This window comes from Actinomycetospora sp. CA-053990, from assembly GCF_050948445.1.
GTDB classification, from domain to species: Bacteria; Actinomycetota; Actinomycetes; order Mycobacteriales; family Pseudonocardiaceae; genus Actinomycetospora; species Actinomycetospora callitridis.
In genome coordinates this window covers 735,083-750,199 of the sequence record NZ_CP192043.1, presented here as the reverse complement: position 1 = coordinate 750,199, position 15,117 = coordinate 735,083, and the positions used below count along the sequence as shown (strand labels likewise).

Annotated in this window: 17 protein-coding genes; 11 read left to right on the top strand and 6 right to left on the bottom strand. The window is 75.7% G+C overall.

From position 1 onward, the window contains the following. The first annotated feature begins 154 nt into the window (after positions 1-154). A complete protein-coding gene (locus ACQPYN_RS03845) occupies positions 155-1,513 on the top strand; it encodes a cytochrome P450 (protein ID WP_433033674.1) in 1,359 nt (452 codons plus the stop codon). A 9-nt stretch (positions 1,514-1,522) separates the two neighbouring features. Further along, on the top strand, positions 1,523-1,918 hold the full coding sequence (locus ACQPYN_RS03840) for a VOC family protein (protein WP_433033671.1): 396 nt from the start codon (positions 1,523-1,525) through the stop codon (positions 1,916-1,918). On the opposite strand, the gene ACQPYN_RS03835 is transcribed toward ACQPYN_RS03840, so the two are convergent. Further along, entirely contained in the window at positions 1,849-3,180 is a 1,332-nt protein-coding gene (locus ACQPYN_RS03835) for an FAD-dependent oxidoreductase (RefSeq protein ID WP_433033668.1), read from the bottom strand. The genes ACQPYN_RS03840 and ACQPYN_RS03835 overlap by 70 nt on opposite strands. A gap of 213 nt (positions 3,181-3,393) precedes the next feature. Between ACQPYN_RS03835 and ACQPYN_RS03830 the strand changes: the two genes are divergently transcribed. From ACQPYN_RS03830 to ACQPYN_RS03810, 5 genes are read left to right on the top strand one after another with little or no spacing between them, the layout of a single operon-like run. Next, the gene (locus tag ACQPYN_RS03830) at positions 3,394-4,077 is read left to right on the top strand and encodes an energy-coupling factor ABC transporter permease (protein ID WP_433038701.1); all 684 of its coding nucleotides are present in this window, start codon (positions 3,394-3,396) and stop codon (positions 4,075-4,077) included. Continuing rightward, positions 4,074-4,430, top strand: coding sequence for a PDGLE domain-containing protein (locus tag ACQPYN_RS03825; RefSeq protein ID WP_433033665.1), 357 nt, complete (start codon positions 4,074-4,076; stop codon positions 4,428-4,430). The genes ACQPYN_RS03830 and ACQPYN_RS03825 overlap by 4 nt, the downstream gene beginning before the upstream one ends. A gap of 2 nt (positions 4,431-4,432) precedes the next feature. Then, a complete protein-coding gene (gene cbiQ / locus ACQPYN_RS03820) occupies positions 4,433-5,197 on the top strand; it encodes a cobalt ECF transporter T component CbiQ (protein ID WP_433033662.1) in 765 nt (254 codons plus the stop codon). Further along, entirely contained in the window at positions 5,191-5,928 is a 738-nt protein-coding gene (locus tag ACQPYN_RS03815; RefSeq protein WP_274196176.1) for an energy-coupling factor ABC transporter ATP-binding protein, read from the top strand. The genes cbiQ and ACQPYN_RS03815 overlap by 7 nt, the downstream gene beginning before the upstream one ends. A gap of 20 nt (positions 5,929-5,948) precedes the next feature. After that, positions 5,949-6,380, top strand: coding sequence for a TIGR03618 family F420-dependent PPOX class oxidoreductase (locus ACQPYN_RS03810; RefSeq protein WP_433033660.1), 432 nt, complete (start codon positions 5,949-5,951; stop codon positions 6,378-6,380). Here the strand turns inward: ACQPYN_RS03810 and ACQPYN_RS03805 are convergent. After that, the gene (locus ACQPYN_RS03805; RefSeq protein ID WP_433033657.1) at positions 6,368-7,093 is read right to left on the bottom strand and encodes a Clp protease N-terminal domain-containing protein; all 726 of its coding nucleotides are present in this window, start codon (positions 7,091-7,093) and stop codon (positions 6,368-6,370) included. The genes ACQPYN_RS03810 and ACQPYN_RS03805 overlap by 13 nt on opposite strands. Before the next feature lie 138 nt (positions 7,094-7,231). Between ACQPYN_RS03805 and ACQPYN_RS03800 the strand changes: the two genes are divergently transcribed. Continuing rightward, positions 7,232-8,398, top strand: a complete 1,167-nt coding sequence (locus tag ACQPYN_RS03800) for a methyltransferase domain-containing protein (RefSeq protein ID WP_433033654.1) — start codon at positions 7,232-7,234, stop codon at positions 8,396-8,398. Here the strand turns inward: ACQPYN_RS03800 and ACQPYN_RS03795 are convergent. Next, positions 8,320-9,153 carry a GNAT family N-acetyltransferase gene (locus tag ACQPYN_RS03795; protein WP_433033651.1) on the bottom strand — a complete coding sequence of 278 codons (834 nt, stop codon included), beginning with the start codon at positions 9,151-9,153 and terminating at the stop codon, positions 8,320-8,322. The genes ACQPYN_RS03800 and ACQPYN_RS03795 overlap by 79 nt on opposite strands. Before the next feature lie 142 nt (positions 9,154-9,295). After that, a complete protein-coding gene (locus tag ACQPYN_RS03790) occupies positions 9,296-9,823 on the bottom strand; it encodes a GNAT family N-acetyltransferase (RefSeq protein ID WP_433033648.1) in 528 nt (175 codons plus the stop codon). A gap of 98 nt (positions 9,824-9,921) precedes the next feature. Between ACQPYN_RS03790 and ACQPYN_RS03785 the strand changes: the two genes are divergently transcribed. Next, the gene (locus tag ACQPYN_RS03785; protein ID WP_433033645.1) at positions 9,922-10,689 is read left to right on the top strand and encodes a tyrosine-protein phosphatase; all 768 of its coding nucleotides are present in this window, start codon (positions 9,922-9,924) and stop codon (positions 10,687-10,689) included. 211 nt (positions 10,690-10,900) lie between these two features. Further along, a complete protein-coding gene (locus ACQPYN_RS03780) occupies positions 10,901-11,047 on the top strand; it encodes a hypothetical protein (RefSeq protein ID WP_433033642.1) in 147 nt (48 codons plus the stop codon). A 33-nt stretch (positions 11,048-11,080) separates the two neighbouring features. On the opposite strand, the gene ACQPYN_RS03775 is transcribed toward ACQPYN_RS03780, so the two are convergent. Together ACQPYN_RS03775 and ACQPYN_RS03770 are read right to left on the bottom strand one after the other, a co-directional pair. Continuing rightward, complete coding sequence (locus tag ACQPYN_RS03775) at positions 11,081-13,033, bottom strand: homocysteine S-methyltransferase family protein (RefSeq protein ID WP_433033639.1); 1,953 nt, start codon at positions 13,031-13,033, stop codon at positions 11,081-11,083. After that, positions 13,030-14,349: a PucR family transcriptional regulator gene (locus ACQPYN_RS03770; protein ID WP_433033636.1), complete on the bottom strand. Its 1,320-nt coding sequence runs from the start codon at positions 14,347-14,349 to the stop codon at positions 13,030-13,032. Before ACQPYN_RS03770 ends, ACQPYN_RS03775 begins: the two co-directional genes overlap by 4 nt. A 117-nt stretch (positions 14,350-14,466) precedes the next feature. Between ACQPYN_RS03770 and wrbA the strand changes: the two genes are divergently transcribed. Next, positions 14,467-15,084, top strand: coding sequence for an NAD(P)H:quinone oxidoreductase (gene wrbA / locus ACQPYN_RS03765; protein ID WP_433033633.1), 618 nt, complete (start codon positions 14,467-14,469; stop codon positions 15,082-15,084). The last annotated feature ends 33 nt before the right edge of the window (positions 15,085-15,117 follow it).

Below are 15,117 nucleotides of genomic sequence, written 5' to 3'. Positions count from 1 at the left end.
CGGCCCGGTGGCATCGTGGGGCCGTCCGTTCTCACCCTCCGCGCCGGGTCCTGCCCGGTCCAGCGGACCGGACGTGACGCTCCGCACCGGTGGTCGGACCGGTGCGCCACGGTACGGCGGGTACCCGCCGCCCGTCCGAGGAGGCGACGACAGAGTGACGACGGATCAGGCACCCCCGTCCGTGACACGGCGGGCCACGCCGCGGTGGCGCGCGGACCTCCGCCTGGGCACGCGCATCGCCGCGATGCGCGCCGGTGGCCTCGCCCTGGCGCTGCGCGGCGACCCGGTCGCCCGGCTCATGCACCGGCCGTGGCGCCTCGACCCCTACCCGACCTACGCCCGGCTGCGCGCCGCGGCGGCGGAGACGGGCGGCGTGGCCCGCAGCCGCACCGGCATCAACGCCGTCGCCACGCACGAGGCCTGCACGGCCGTCCTGCGCGACCGCCGCTTCGGGGTGCGCCTCGCGGACGGGCGGATGCCGTTCGACCCGACCGACGACGCCGGTTCGGCGAGTGGTCCCGATCCCACCGACCCGGGCACCGCGCTGATCGAGCCGATCGACCTCTCGCTGCTCGCCCTCGACGCCCCCGACCACACGCGGCTGCGCCGCCTCGCCCAGCCGACGTTCGCCCCGAAGCGCCTCGCGCAGTACCGCGAGACGGCCCGGACCGTCACGGGCCGCCTGCTCGACGACGCCGCCTCGCGCGGGACCTTCGACCTCACCACCGACCTCGCCGCGCCCCTGCCGATCAGCGTCATCGCCGAGCTGCTCGCGATCCCCGACGTCGACACCCCGCGCTTCGCCCGCTGGGGCCGGGCATTGGGCGCCGCCCTCGACGGCGTCCGCTCGGTGCGCCACGCGCACGCGCTGTCCCGGGCCACCGCCGACCTGCGGGCGCTGTTCGCCGACCTCGTCGAGCGCCGCCGCGCCGACCCCGGCGACGACGTGATCTCCCAGCTCGTCGCCGCCCTCGACGAGGACACGCTGACCCTCGACGAGCTCGTCTCGCTCGCCCAGCTGCTGCTCGTCGCCGGCTTCGAGACGACGACCAACCTCGTCGGCAACGCCGTGCGCGCGCTGCAGGCCACGGGCACCTGGGAGGACCTCGCCGCCGACCCCGCGCTCGCGGCCGGCGCCGTCGAGGAGACGCTGCGCTTCGACCCGCCGGTCCAGCTCACCGCGCGGTTCGCGCACGAGGACGTGGAGATCGGCGACCGGAGGCTGCGCCGTGACTCGGGGGTGCTCGTGCTGCTGGCGAGCGCGGGCCGCGACCCGGCCGCGCACCCGGACCCCGACCGCTTCGACCTCCGTCGCGACCAGACCACCACGCACCTGGCGTTCTCCGGCGGCGCGCACTACTGCCTCGGCGCCGCCCTGGCCCGGATGGAGGGCGAGGTCGCGCTGGAGATGCTCGCCGAGCGGATGCCGCGCCTGCGCCCCGCCGGCAAGATCGTGCCCCGCGTGGCGACGGTGCTGCGCGGGCCGATCCACTTCCCGGTCCGCGCGGACTAGGTTGGCGCCGTGCCCGAACTCCCCTCCATCTCCCACGTCGCGCTCTCGGTGACCGACCTGGCCACGAGCCAGCCCTGGTACGAGCGCCTCTTCGGCGTGGAGCCGGCGATGACGCTGTCCGACGGACCGTTCGAGCGGAAGGTCTTCGCGCTCGCCGGCGGGCAGCTCTTCGGGCTCACCGCGCACGACGCCGCCCGCTCCGGCGACACGTTCGACGTCGTGGCGCCCGGCCTCGACCACGTCGGGTTCTCCTGCGCCGACCGCGCCGCCGTCTCCGCGTGGCAGACCCACCTCGACCAGATCGGGGTCGTGCACAGCGGCGTCGTCGAGGCCGACTACGGCTGGGCGCTCTCGTTCGTCGACCCCGACGGCAACGCGCTGGAGTTCTTCGCGCTCGCCGGCTGAGCGTCCCGGCGCGCCCACGACGGCGCGTGCTCGGGCAGCACGCCGACCCCGACCAGGTACGCCGGGACCACCTGGAGCGCCGGCACGCGCTGCAACAGGCGCAGCGGCAGCGGCAACCGCTCGCGGCCGGGCGCCTGCTCGCCCTCGCCGAGCACCGCGGCGATGACCCCGCGGTGGGCGATGCGCTGGCCGGTCTGGGTCGCCCAGGTCGGCCACCAGCGCCGGCGCTGGACGCGGGCCGCGGCGCGGTCGACCGCCGCCGGGTCGGCGGGCGCGGCCGCGAGCACCGGCGCGAGCAGGCGCGCGGCGGCCACCGCGTCCTGCACGGCGAGGTTGATCCCCACGCCGCCGACCGGGGACATCGCGTGCGCCGCGTCGCCGAGGCAGAGCACGCCCGGGGCCGACCAGCGACGCAACCGGTCGAGCGTGACGCGCAGCAGCTTCACGTCGTCCCAGGACGCCACGCCGTCGACCCGGTCACCGAGCCAGGGGTGCAGCTCCCGCAGGTCGTCGCGAAGCGTCTGGATCGGCTGCCGTCGGTGCTCGGCGTCCGCGCCGCGCGGGATGAGGTAGGCGACCTGGTAGTAGTCACCGCGGTCGAGCATGATCACGAAGCGGCCCTCGGTGACGCGCCCCAGCCCGCCCGCCGGGTCGTCGCCCTCCCCGCGCGGCAGCCGGAACCACCACACGTCCATGGGGACCGGGTAGTCGCGCAACGGCAGGCCCGTCAGATCGCGCACGCGGGAGCTACGCCCGTCGCAGGCGACGACGAGGTCGGCGGCGAGGTCGTGCTCGGTGTCTCCTGCGTCCTGGGTCCTGTCGCGCCACCGCACCCCGGTGACCCGGCCGCCGCGCCGGCGCAGGTCGATGACATCGGCGTGGCGCAGCAGCGTGAACGTCGGCTCCTCCTCGGCGGCCGCGGCGAGCATGTCGAGCAGGTGCCACTGCGGGACCATCGCGATGAACGGGTGCCGGACCGGGAGCCGCGAGAGGTCGGCGACCGTCGCCGGGCCCGCGTCCAGGACCACCCGCGCCTGCTCGATCGGCTTCCACGGCAGCTCGGCGAAGCGGTCCCACAGGCCCAGCTCGTCGATCAGCGTCATCGTCGAGACGTGGACGGTGTCGCCGCGGAAGTCCCGCAGGAAGTCGCCGTGCTTCTCCAGCACGGTGACCTCGACCCCCGCCCGCGCGAGCACCAGGCCCAGCACGATCCCGGCGGGCCCGCCACCGACGATCGCGCACGTCGTCCGCTGCTGTGCCATGGGGACCCTCCTCGCTCGCCGCGAGGCCAGCATGCCCGAACCGGGCGAACAGAACGACGGTCAGCGCACACCCTCCGTTCGGCCAGTACTCGGTTGTCGCAGGAGTAGTGCGACAACGACTTTCCTGCGACACACTGACCGGCGTCGCCCGTCCGGGTGGCGCCACGCCGGACGCGGGGGTGAGTCGTGGAACCGCACACCGACCTCGTCGCCATGCACATGAGCGACGGGATCGTGAACGCACCGACCTCGGTGATCTTCGGGCTGGTGGCCGTGCTCGGTCTGGCCGTCTGCGTCGTCCGCGCCCGCGGCGACCTGGACGACCGCACCGCGCCGATGGCCGGCCTCGTCGCCGCGTTCGTGTTCGCGGTCCAGATGCTGAACTTCCCGATCCTCCCGGGCGTGAGCGGCCACCTGCTCGGCGGCGCGCTGTGCGCGATCCTCGTGGGCCCCTACGTCGGGGCGATCTGCGTGTCGATCGTGCTGCTGCTCCAGGCGCTCCTCTTCGCCGACGGCGGGCTCTCCGCGCTCGGCACGAACATCACGAACATGGCGCTGATCGGCACGTTCACCGGCTACGGGGTGGCGGTGGCCCTGCGCCGCCTGGCGACCCGCAGCCGGGGCGGCCTCGTGGTCGTCGCGTTCGTCGCCGCCTGGGTGAACACCGTCGTCGCGTCGCTGGGGTTCGTGCTCGAGTACGCGATCGGCGGGCAGGGCCTGGCGCTCGGCACCGTGTTCGGGCTGATGACCGGGTTCCACGCCCTCATCGGCATCGGCGAGGGGATCATCACCGCGCTCACCGTCGGCGCCGTCGCCGCCGTGCGCCCGGACCTCGTCTACCTGACGCGGGGCGCCGCGCCGTCACTGACGATCAAGGACCAGGGAGTGCGCTCGTGAAGAAGCTCCCCGTCGCCTTCTACGCCGGCTTCCTCGTCGTCGCCCTGCTGCTGGCCGGCGTCGTCTCCTACGCCGCGAGCAGCAGCCCCGACGGCCTCGACGCCGTGACGGTCTCCGGCTGCGAGCTCGACGAGGCCGGCGAGCCCGTCGGCGGGACGTGCATCGCGCAGAACGCCGGCGAGCACGCGGCCGCGGGGAGCCCGCTGGCCGACTACACGGTCGGCGGCTCCGAGGGCACGACCGGGATCGCCGGCGTCATCGGCGTGCTCGTCACGCTCCTCGTGGCCGGGGGGCTGTTCTGGGTCCTGCGACGGCGGTCGTCGAAGGACGAGACGCCCAGCCGGGTCGAGTAGCCGTGGGTGCCGGTCACGCCCACCCGCTCTACCGGGCCGGCGACTCGGTGGTCCACCGCCTGCCCGCCCACGTCAAGATCGTGGTGGCGTTCGTCTTCGTGCTGGCGGTGGTGGCCACGCCGCGCGAGGCGTTCGCGGTGTTCGGGCTGCAGTTCCTGCTGCTCGTCGGGGTGTGGACGGTCGCCCGCATCCCGCCCGGGTGGCTCGCGGCGCGGGCGCTCATCGAGGCGCCGTTCGTCGTGCTCGCCGTGCTGCTGCCGTTCTTCGCGGCGGGCCCGCGGGTCGAGTGGATGGGGATGTCCCTGGCCGTCGACGGCCTGCTCGCCGGGTGGAACATCCTGGTCAAGGGCACGCTCGGCGTGCTCGTCTCGGTGACGCTCGCCGCCACCACCCCGCTGCGCGACCTCGTCTCCGGGCTCTCGCGGCTGCGGGTGCCGTCGATGGTCTGCGTGATCGCGACGCTGATGCTGCGCTACCTCGAGGTCATCGCCGCCGAGGCCCGGCGGATGCGCCTCGCGCGCGTGTCCCGCGGCCACGACCCGCGCTTCGTCTGGCAGCTCGGGGCGACGGTGCGCTCGGTCGGGGCGCTGTTCCTGCGCTCCTACGAGCGGGGCGAGCGCGTGCACCTCGCGATGCTCTCCCGCGGCTACACCGGGACGATGCCGGCGTTCACCACGGCGTCCGCGTCGACGGCGACCTGGTCGGTGGCCCTGGTGCCGGCCGTCGCGGCGGCGCTGCTCGCGATGTCCGGATACTGGGCCTGGTGACGGTCCCTTCCCTCGAGGTCTCGGGGCTGGCGTTCGCGTACCCCGACGGCCACCAGGCCCTCTTCGGCGTGGACCTGCGCATCGAGCGCGGCGAGCGGGTCGCCCTCCTCGGGCCGAACGGGGCGGGCAAGACGACGCTGGTGCTGCACCTCAACGGCGTGCACCGGGCGGGCGCAGGCACCGTGCGGGTCGGCGGGATGGAGGTCACCCGCGAGCACGTGCAGGAGATCCGCCGCCGCGTCGGCATCGTCTTCCAGGATCCCGACGACCAGCTGTTCATGCCGACCGTCGCCGACGACGTCGCGTTCGGGCCGGCGAACTTCGGGGTCACCGAGCCGGAGCTGGCACTGCGGGTCAAGGAGGCGCTCGAGGCCGTCGGCGTGGCGGAGCTCGCCGACCGGTCGCCCATGCACCTCTCCGGCGGACAGCGCCGGCGCGCCGCCCTGGCCACCGTCCTCGCGTGCGACCCCGAGATCCTCGTGCTGGACGAGCCCTCCACTCACCTCGACCCCGTCGCGCGCCGCGAGCTCGCGGAGGTCCTGCTGGGGCTCGACCGGACGATGCTCATGGTCACCCACGACCTGCCCTATGCGCTGCAGCTCTGCCCGCGCTCGGTGGTGATCGACGGCGGGGTCGTCGTCGCGGACGCCCCGACCCGCGACCTGCTCGCCGACGCCGACTTCCTGCGCGCCCACCGGCTGGAGCTCCCGTTCGGCTTCGCTCTCGACTGAGCGCGTGCCAGGCTCACGCCATGGACCTCGACGACTTCCGCGAGCGGGCCGCCGGAGAGCACTTCCTGGTCGTGGTGTCGACCGCGCGGGCCGACGGCTCGATCCAGTCGTCCGTCGTCAACGCCGGTGTGATGGACCACCCGGTGCACGGGACGCCGATCGTGGCGCTCGTGGCGGCGGGCGGATCGGTGAAGCTCGCGAACCTCCGCGCCCGGCCGCGGATGACGGTGACGGTGCGCGCCGGATGGCGCTGGACGACCGTCGAGGGCTCCACCGAGATCGCCGGGCCGGACGACGCCCTCACCGGGGTCGCTGATGTTCCCGCCCTGCTGCGCGAGGTCTTCACCGCCGCCGGCGGGACACACGACGACTGGATCGAATACGACGCCACGATGGCCCGTGAGCGGCGGGCGGCGGTGCTCGTGACGCCGAGCAGGATCTACGGGGTCTGAGGGTCCTCCGGGGCGCCGCTCAGCATCGAGAGCGTGCGGACGACGTGGCCCTCGACGGCCTCGCGGTCCAGGCCGAGGCCGGTGAGCGTGCCCGCCCCGTCCTCGTGCTCGAGCAGCGCGAGCAGGATGTGTTCCGTGCCGACGTAGTTGTGCCCGAGCCGCAGCGCCTGGCGGAACGTCAGCTCCAGCACCTTCTTGCACGCCGCGTCGAACGGGATGAGCGCCCCGATCTCGTCGGAGCGGGGCGCCAGGGTGCCGACGAGCGTGCGGCGCATCGTCTCCGGCGCCACCCCGAGGGCCGTGATGGTCACGCCCGCGAGCGACTCCGGCTCGTGGAGCAGCCCGAGCGCCAGGTGCGCCGGGGTGATCTCGGCGTTCTCCGCCGACCGGGCCTCCTCCTGGGCCTTCACCACGACGTTGCGGGCGCGCGGGGTGAAGCGGCTGAAGCCCTCCTCGGGGTCGATCTCGCCGGACCCCTTCGGCACGAACCGCTTCTGGGCGGCCTGCTTCGTGACGCCCATGCGCTTGCCGATGTCGGTCCACGACGCCCCGGAGCGCCGGGCCTGGTCGACGAAGTGGCCGATGAGGTGATCGGCGACCTCGTCGAGGTGCTCGGCGGCGAGCACGGCGTCCTGGAGCTGCTCGAGGGCGTCGGAGTGGACCGAGGTGATGGCGTTGATGAGGTCGTCGAGGCGGACGTTCGTCGGTGGCATTCGTCCACCGTAGGTTGACGATTCGGCTGTCGTCAACCACAGGTGGACGCTTGCTCCTCTCACGGTGTGAGGTCCTAGCGTTCCTCCCATGACGCGCGGGCGGACGGTCGGCGAGCTGGCCGAGGCCACCGGCTGTCGGTGCGGGTGCTGCGCCACTGGGACGAGCGGGGCGTCGTCTCGCCGTCGCGCACCCCCGCGGGCCATCGCCTCTACGGCGCCGACGACGTCGTGCGCCTGCACCGGGCGATCACCCTGCGCGCTCTGGGCCTGCGACTCGACCGGGTCGCCGCGCTGCTCGACGGCACCGATCCCGATCCGGCGGCGACGCTGCGCGCCCACCTCGCGCAGGTGGACGCCGACCTGCGCCGGCGCCGCACGGTGCGCGACCGCCTCGCCGAGGTCCTCGCGGACACCGGCGACGACGTCCTGTCCACCGTGCTCCGGGAGATGACCATGATCGGGTCCTACGTCCACGGCTACCACGAGACCGAGGCGACGCGGCTGCGCGACCAGGCCGCCACCCTCGCCGACCTCCTGCACGACGGCGTGACGTTCCCCGACGGTGCCCACGTCCTCGAGCCCGGCTGCGGGGTCGGCGCGCAGACCGTCGTGCTCGCCGCGCGCAGCCCCGGCGCCCGCTTCACCTCGATCGACCTCACCGAGACGCAGGTGGCCGCCGCCCGCGCCCGCGTCGAGGCCGCCGGTCTCGCCGACCGGGTCGACGTGCGTGCCGGCGACGTCCACGACCCGCCGGTGCCGCCGGGTTCCGTCGACCACGTCGTCGTGTTCTTCCTGCTCGAGCACCTCCCCCGCCCGCAGGAGGCCCTCGCCGCGTTGCGGCACGTGCTGCGGCCCGGCGGGACGATCACCGTGGTCGAGGGCGACCACGGCGCCACCTCGTTCCACCCCGACTCGGACGACGCCCGCGCCGTCATCGCGTGTCAGGAGGTGCTCCAGCGCCAGGCCGGGGGTGACGCCGGGATCGGCCGGCGGCTCCACCCGCTGCTCGCGTCCGCCGGGTTCGACGACGTCGCCGTGGTGCCGCGCACCGCCCACGCCCACGCCGGGCGCCCCGACCTGGCCGACAGCCTCGTGCGCCGGACCTTCACCCCCATGGTCGCCGGGGTGCGCGAACCGGCCCTGGCCGCGGGGCTGATCACGCCCGAGCGCTTCGACGCCGGCGTGCGTGACCTCCTGCGCACCACCGAGCCCGGCGGGACCTTCAGCTACACGTTCTTCCGCGCCACCGGGACGAGGGCCGCGTCGACGACGTCGACCACCCCGACGAACCCGAGGCGCGCGTAGAGCGCGTTGCTCGTGGGGTTGCCGAGGTCGGTGAACAGCACGATCTCCTCGGCGCCGCGGTCCGCGAGGAGCGCGGCGAGCGCAGCCGTCACCGCCGCGCCGTGACCCCGGCGCCGGTGCGCCGGCCGGGTGTAGACCGGGCCGATCCGAGCGGTCCCGAGCACGATCGGCGACGCCGACGCGTAGGCCACCGGCTCGCCGCCGGTGACCGCGACGACCACCCGGGACTCGTCGACCGCGGCGTCGACCGGGCCGCGGGGAGGCAGCGGGTCGTCCGGTGTCGCCTCGTGATGGAACTCCTCCAGCCAGGCCCACAGCAGGTCCCGGTCGGCGTCGCCGGCGAGCCGGGTGGGCGACGGATCGGCCGGCGCACGCAGCACGTCCAGGCGGTGCAGGCGCTCCGGGACGAGCACCTCGGTGGACACGCCCCACGCCGACGCGAGGGCGGCGACGGCCTCCGGGGGGCCGAGCAGCCGGTCCGGTGCCGGCCGGTCTGCCGCCCACCGGGCCGCGGCGGCCGTCGTCATCGCCGAGACCACGGGCCGGTGGGGCGGGGTCCGGACGATCACGGCCGAGACGCCCTCGCCTTCGTCGCACCAGGCCAGCTCGGGCGGGCCGGAGTATCCGCCCGGGCCGCTGGTCCGCAGGGTGTCGACGATCGAGAGGACCACCGTCGATGGCACCCGATGCGTCCGCAGGTAGTGCCGTGTGGCGTGCCAGAACTCCTCGACGTCGCTCGTCGCCGTCCACCCCACGGCATCAGAGTGCCGCGGCCGTCGAGGGGGTTCGGCGCGAACCGTGTCCTCAGGACACGGTCTGGCGTCACAGCAGCCCAGCAGCCCAGCAGCCCAGCAGCCCAGCGCCGCTGTTCCGTCCGAGCTCACCAGATCGAGCCGATCAGTCGATCCAGAACCGCCGCAGGGGCACGCCGCCGGGGCCGCAGGGGTTGACCGGCCACTCCGGGTCGAGCCGGCCGCCGCAGCGCGCGATCACGGCCAGCGAGCCGGCGTTGTCCGCGCGGCAGGTGACGAGGACCCGGCCGATCCCGAGGTCGCGGGCGACCTCGAGGCTGCGGCGCAGGATCGCCGTCGCGTAGCCGCGGCGGCGCTCGGCGGGCAGCACCGCGTACCCGATGTGCCCGCCCTCGGCGCGCAGCGTGTCGGTGAGCGTGTGCCGGATCGACGTGCGCCCGACGACCCGTCCGCCGACCTCGCCGTAGAGATACGTCGACGCCACCCGGCCCGGCGGGAGGTCCTCGCCGCGATGCTCGCGCTGGAGGCGGTCCAGGTAGGCCAGCCAGGGCTCGGTGTCCGGGCGCAGACCGAAGTCGAACCCGTCCGCGGCGAGCGCGGCCTGGGCCTCGCGCGCCACCGGTTCGTCGGACGGGCAGGGCGCCCGCAGCACGAGCGTCTCGTCACCCTCCACGGGATCACCCTGGCACCCGGGAGGTGAGGTCGCGCACCACGGGCCGGGCTCGGCGGTCGGACACGGGACCATGGAGGTCCCGACGAAGGAGTACACCGGTGCCCGCCTCGCGCACGGACCTGACCGTCCCCGACACCGGAGACCTCCCGGACCTCCGCCACCTCGCCAACCTCCGCGACGTGGGCGAGATGCCGACCGTCGACGGCCTGCGCACGCGACCCGGGGTGCTGTGGCGCTCCGACGCCCCGCTGGCCGACGACGCCACGACGCACGGGCCCGGCGGGCTCGCCTGGCCGCCCGGCAGCGTGATCGACCTGCGCAACCCCGAGGAGCTCGACGGGCGCCCGCACCCGCTGGTGGCCCTCGGCAGCGAGCTGACCCCGCTGCCGCTGATCCAGGCCCTCGCCCCCGAGGTGCTCATGCGGGACGCGCCGCCGGAGACCCGCCAGCGCCGGGGTCTCGACGAGCTGTACATGCTCCTGCTGGGCATCGGCGAGGCGTGGCTGCCCGCGCTGGTCGACGTGGCCGCCCACGGGCCGGGGCCGCTGCTCGTGCACTGCGCGGCGGGCAAGGACCGCACCGGCGTCGCGGTGGCGCTGCTGCTGCGCGCCGCCGGCGTCCCGCGCGATGTCGTGGCCGCGGACTTCGCCGCCACCAACGACCACCGGGTCGCCCTGAGGGACCGCCTGGTCCTCCAGGGCTCCGCCGCGCCGGGCGCCGACCCGGAGCGCGTCGGCGTGGACCCCGCGCACCTCGAGGGGGTGCTGGACCAGCTCGACGACGACGCCCGCGCGCCGTTCCGGGCGGCCGGTGTCTCCGACGCGGACCTGGACGCGTGGCGCGCTCGACTGGTCGAGGGAGCCTGACGCGGCATCCGGCGCAGTGTCCGGCGCACGCTGTGCCGGGACACAACGCCATCACCGTGATCTCTGTGGGCGGACACAGTGCCCGGCCGTCGGCGGACGCGAACACTGGAGGGTGCCGGGGCCGACAGGACCCGTGACCCACCGGAACGTGAGCACCGAGGTGACGAGGATGAACGCCCCGACGACGTGCCCCTGCTGCGGAGTCGTGGTCATGCCACGCGAGATGTCCTACGACTACGACGGCGAGACCGTCGCCTCGCTGACGCGTGAGGTCGCCTACCTGCGCGCGACCATCGCGCACCTGCGCGGCACCCCGCAGCCGGCGCCGGTCGTGCGGCGGGCCCCCGTCGCGGTCTGACGAGTCGCGGTCTGACGAGTCGCGGTCTGACGGCTAGGCGCCGGCGGCGGCGTGCAGCCGCGCCACCGCCGTCGCCGGGTCGAGCCCGGGCCAGGCCGGCCCGGACCACCGCACGACGACGCCCTCGACCACGTCGGCGGCCGCACCCACGAGGTCCGCGGCCAGCGACAGCCCCGTCCGCGCGGCCTCCGGGCCGTCGCCCGCGCGGCGCATCGTGTCCATGACGGCGTCCGGGACGACGACGTCGGGCACCTCGTGGCGCATGTGCTCGGCCTGCGCGTAGCCGGTCAGCGCCCCCACCGATGCGAGCACCGGGACGCGGCAGCCCGCGTCCGCGAGCGCGTCGACGATCCGCCGGAGCCCGTCGAGGTCGAACACCGGGCGCGAGACGAGGAACTCCGCCCCCGCCTCGACCTTGGCGATCGCCCGCGCGGCCTCGTGCTCGAGGTCGTCCGAACCCGGGGTGAAGCGCGCGCCGAGACGGAACGCCGTCGCCGTGCCCAGCTGCACCCCGTCGATGTCGACGCCGCGGTTGAGGCCGGCGGCCGTGCGGAGAAGCTCGGCCCCGTCGACCTCCCACACCCCGTCGCGGACGGCCTGCTCGGCGTGCACCGGCGGGTTGCCCGTCTCGCAGACCAGCGTGCGCAGCCCCAGGGCGTGCAGCCCGAGCAGGTCGGCCTGCAGGGCGAGCAGGCCCGTCTGCCAGCTCGTCACCGTCAGGGCGGTGTCGACGTCGACGCGGTCGTGGAGGTGCACGGCGAGCGCGGCGCTGCTGGTGGTCGCGCGGCGGGCGCGGGGCCTGCTGACCCACAGCACCGAGGCGCCGCCGGCCACCGCGCGCCGAGCACGGGCGAGGTGCTCGGCGGGCCCGCCCGCCCCGGCGACCTCCGCGGCGACGAGGAACTCGCCCGCCCCGCGGTGGCGCAGCCAGCGGTCGACGGCGCCGCGGGCGTCGGGCCCGCTGCCGGGACCGGGGTCGTCGGGCTCGGCCTCGGGCGCCGCGCGGTGGCCCTCGACGATCCGGATCGGCCCGCTCTCGGGGGCCGGGTCCGCGACGGGCGCGGACGACGGCGCCCAGGCGTCGTGCGTCGTCAGCGCCGTCGCGGCCGCCGCGGTGTGCTCCGGGGTCGTGCCGCAGCACCCGCCGACGAAGCGCGCGCCGGCCTCGACGTAGCGCAGCACGTAGCGCGCGAAGTGCTCCGCGTCGCCCGCGAAGCGCACGCTGCGGTCGGCGACGACGTGCGGAAGGCCCGCGTTGGGCTGCGCGGCGAGCGCGAGCCCGTTCGTCGGCCCCATCCGCCGCACCACGTCGAGCAGGCCCTGCGGACCGAGGGTGCAGTTGCTGCCGATCGCCACCGTGCCCGCGTCGGCGAGGCGGGCGACGACGTCGGCCGGTGACTCCCCGGCGGTGGTGAGCGGGCTGCCGTCCTCGTCGACGAACGTCGCCTCCGCGACGACGGGCAGGTCGGTCACCTCACGGACGGCGCGCACCGCGGCGAGCAGCTCGTCGGCGCGGCTGAACGTCTCGAGCACGACGAGGTCGACCCCGCCCTCGACCAGCGCCTCGACCTGTTCGCGGATCGCCGCGGCCGCCGCGGGCGCGTCGACGGCGCTGCCCCGTCCCGGCTGGGTCACCGGGGAGACCGAGCCGGCCACCCAGGCCGGCCGCCCGGCACCGTCGCGCGCGGCGGCGGCCAGGCGCGCGCCGGCGAGGTTGACCTCGCGGGTCCGCCGGGCGAGCCCGTGGCGTTCCAGGCGCGGGCGTGAGGCGCCGAAGGTGTGGGTCTGGAGGACGTCCGCGCCGGCGGCGAGGTAGCGCTCGTGCAGCGCCGTCACCAGCTCCGGGGCGACGACGCACAGCTCGGCGCCGGGCCCCTCGACCCGCACGCCGCTGGCCCGGGCGAGCGTGCCCATCGCGCCGTCGCAGAGCAGGACGCGGCGGGCGAGCGCTGCGGTGAAGGACTCGGTGGCGAAGGACTCGCTCACGCCTCCATCTCCCCCAGGATCTCGAGCGCCACCTGGGCGGCGAGGCGGTCGCGGTAGGAGTCGAGGTCCAGGCCGCTGAGCTCCTCGGCGCGCCGCAGGCGGTAGCCGACGGTGTTGGGGTGGACGTTCAGCGCCCGCGCCACCCGCTGCGGGCTGCCGTCCTCGCGGAAGTAGCGGGCCAGGGTGCGCAGGAGCTCGACGGTGCGCTCGGACCGGTCGGTCGCGAGCCGTCCCAGCACCTCGCGGGCGAAGGCGCGCGCGGCGTCGGGGTCCGGGATCTGCAGCAGGAGCCGGTGCACCCCGAGCTCGTCGAAGCGCAGCACCCGCCCCGCGCGGCCGAGCCGGCGGGAGGCCAGCAGGGTCCGACGCGCCTGGTCGTAGGAGGCGGCGATGTCGGCGGGCTCGGAGACGGGGCCGCCGACGGCGACGGTCACCGGCCAGCGGGCGTCGGGGTCGGGCACGCGGCCGCGGGCCAGCCGGCGGGCGCACGTGGCGCCGACGGCCACGGGGTCGGCGGTCTCGGGGACGACGGCGACGGTCTCGGTGTCGCGCACGACCGTCAGCGCGGCCGGGGCGGCGGCGAGCAGGTGCTCCTCGGCCTCGCCGAGCAGGCTCGCGGGCCCGGCGCCGTAGGCGTCCTCGTCGTCCGGGGACACGACGACGACGCGGTGGGCGACGCCGTGGTCGTAGCCGACGTGCTCGGCCCACTGGGCGGCCTGGTCGGCGTCGCGGGCGCGGTCGAGCAGCAGCCCGGACACCAGGTCGCCGCGCACCTGGCCGGCGGCGGTGGCCAGCACGCGGTCGCGGCCGTGGAGCACCCCGACGACCGTCGCGGCGTGCTCGGCCACCAGCAGCAGGACGTCGTCGCCGGCCAGCGCCTCGGGGCGATCGCGGGTGGCGGTGTCCTCCTCGGCGAACACGAACGCCGGCACCTCGCGGCCGAGCAGCACCGGGGCGACGACCTGGCCGCGCAGCCAGGGCCCGGGCACGCGCAGGGCCCGCCCGGCCGCCGCGGCCACCTCGAGGGTGCGGGGCCACGCCGCCGTGCGGGCGTCGGCGCGCACGAGGGCCGAGGCCTCCGCGACGCCCATGCCGGGCGCGGCGGCGGCGAGCACCTCGCGCTGCGGACCGACCACGGCCGCGAGCACCCCGAGCTCGCCCGCCATCACCGCGGCGACGGCCTGGGCGTCGGCCGACGGGGCGGCGACGAGCCCGGACAGGCGTCGGTAGAGCGCGACGAGCCCGCGGGGCCCGGCCGCGTCCCGGCCGCGCGTGGGCGCACCGGTCCGTATCCCGCCGGCCTCCCGCGTCGTCACCCCGCCCATCCTGCTCCGTCTCCGACGCTCGTGGGAGCCGAGCGGGTGACCCCCGGGCCAGGGGGTGCGGACGTCCGGGTGATGATCGGGGTCCGACCACCGACCCGGGAGGGCCCCGTGACCGCCTCGACCACCAGGGCGCCGCGCATCGTCGTCGTCTTCTACTCCGCGACCGGCAACGTCGCCGCGCTCGCCGAGTCGCTCGCGCAGGGAGCCCGGGACGCCGGCGCCGAGACCCGCGTCCGGCCCGTCGCGGAGCGCGCCCCGGCCGAGGCCATCGAGGCCAACCGGCGGTGGAAGGCCTGGGTCGAGAACAACCCCTACGACACCGTCGCGTCGCTGGACGACCTGGAGTGGGCCGACGGCCTCGCGATGGGCAGCCCGACCCGCTTCGGCAACAGCGCCGAGCAGCTCAAGGCGTTCCTCGACACCACGGGCGGGCTGTGGGCGCAGGGGAAGCTCGCCGGCCTGGTCGGCACCTCGTTCACCAGCGCCTCGACGGGCCACGGCGGGCTCGAGGCGACGATCCTGTCGATGAACAACGTGCTCTACCACTGGGGCGCGCTGGTCATGCCGCTCGGCTACGCCGCCGACGCGTCGCTGATGTCGTCGGGCAACCCGTACGGCGCGTCCTGGGTGTCGCGGAAGTCCGCCGCGCCCGACGACGCCGCCCTCCAGGCCGCCCGCATCCAGGGCACCCGCCTCGCGGAGATCGCCGCGAAGCTCATCGCCTGACCACCCGTGAGTGATTTTCCCGGCTATAGCCGG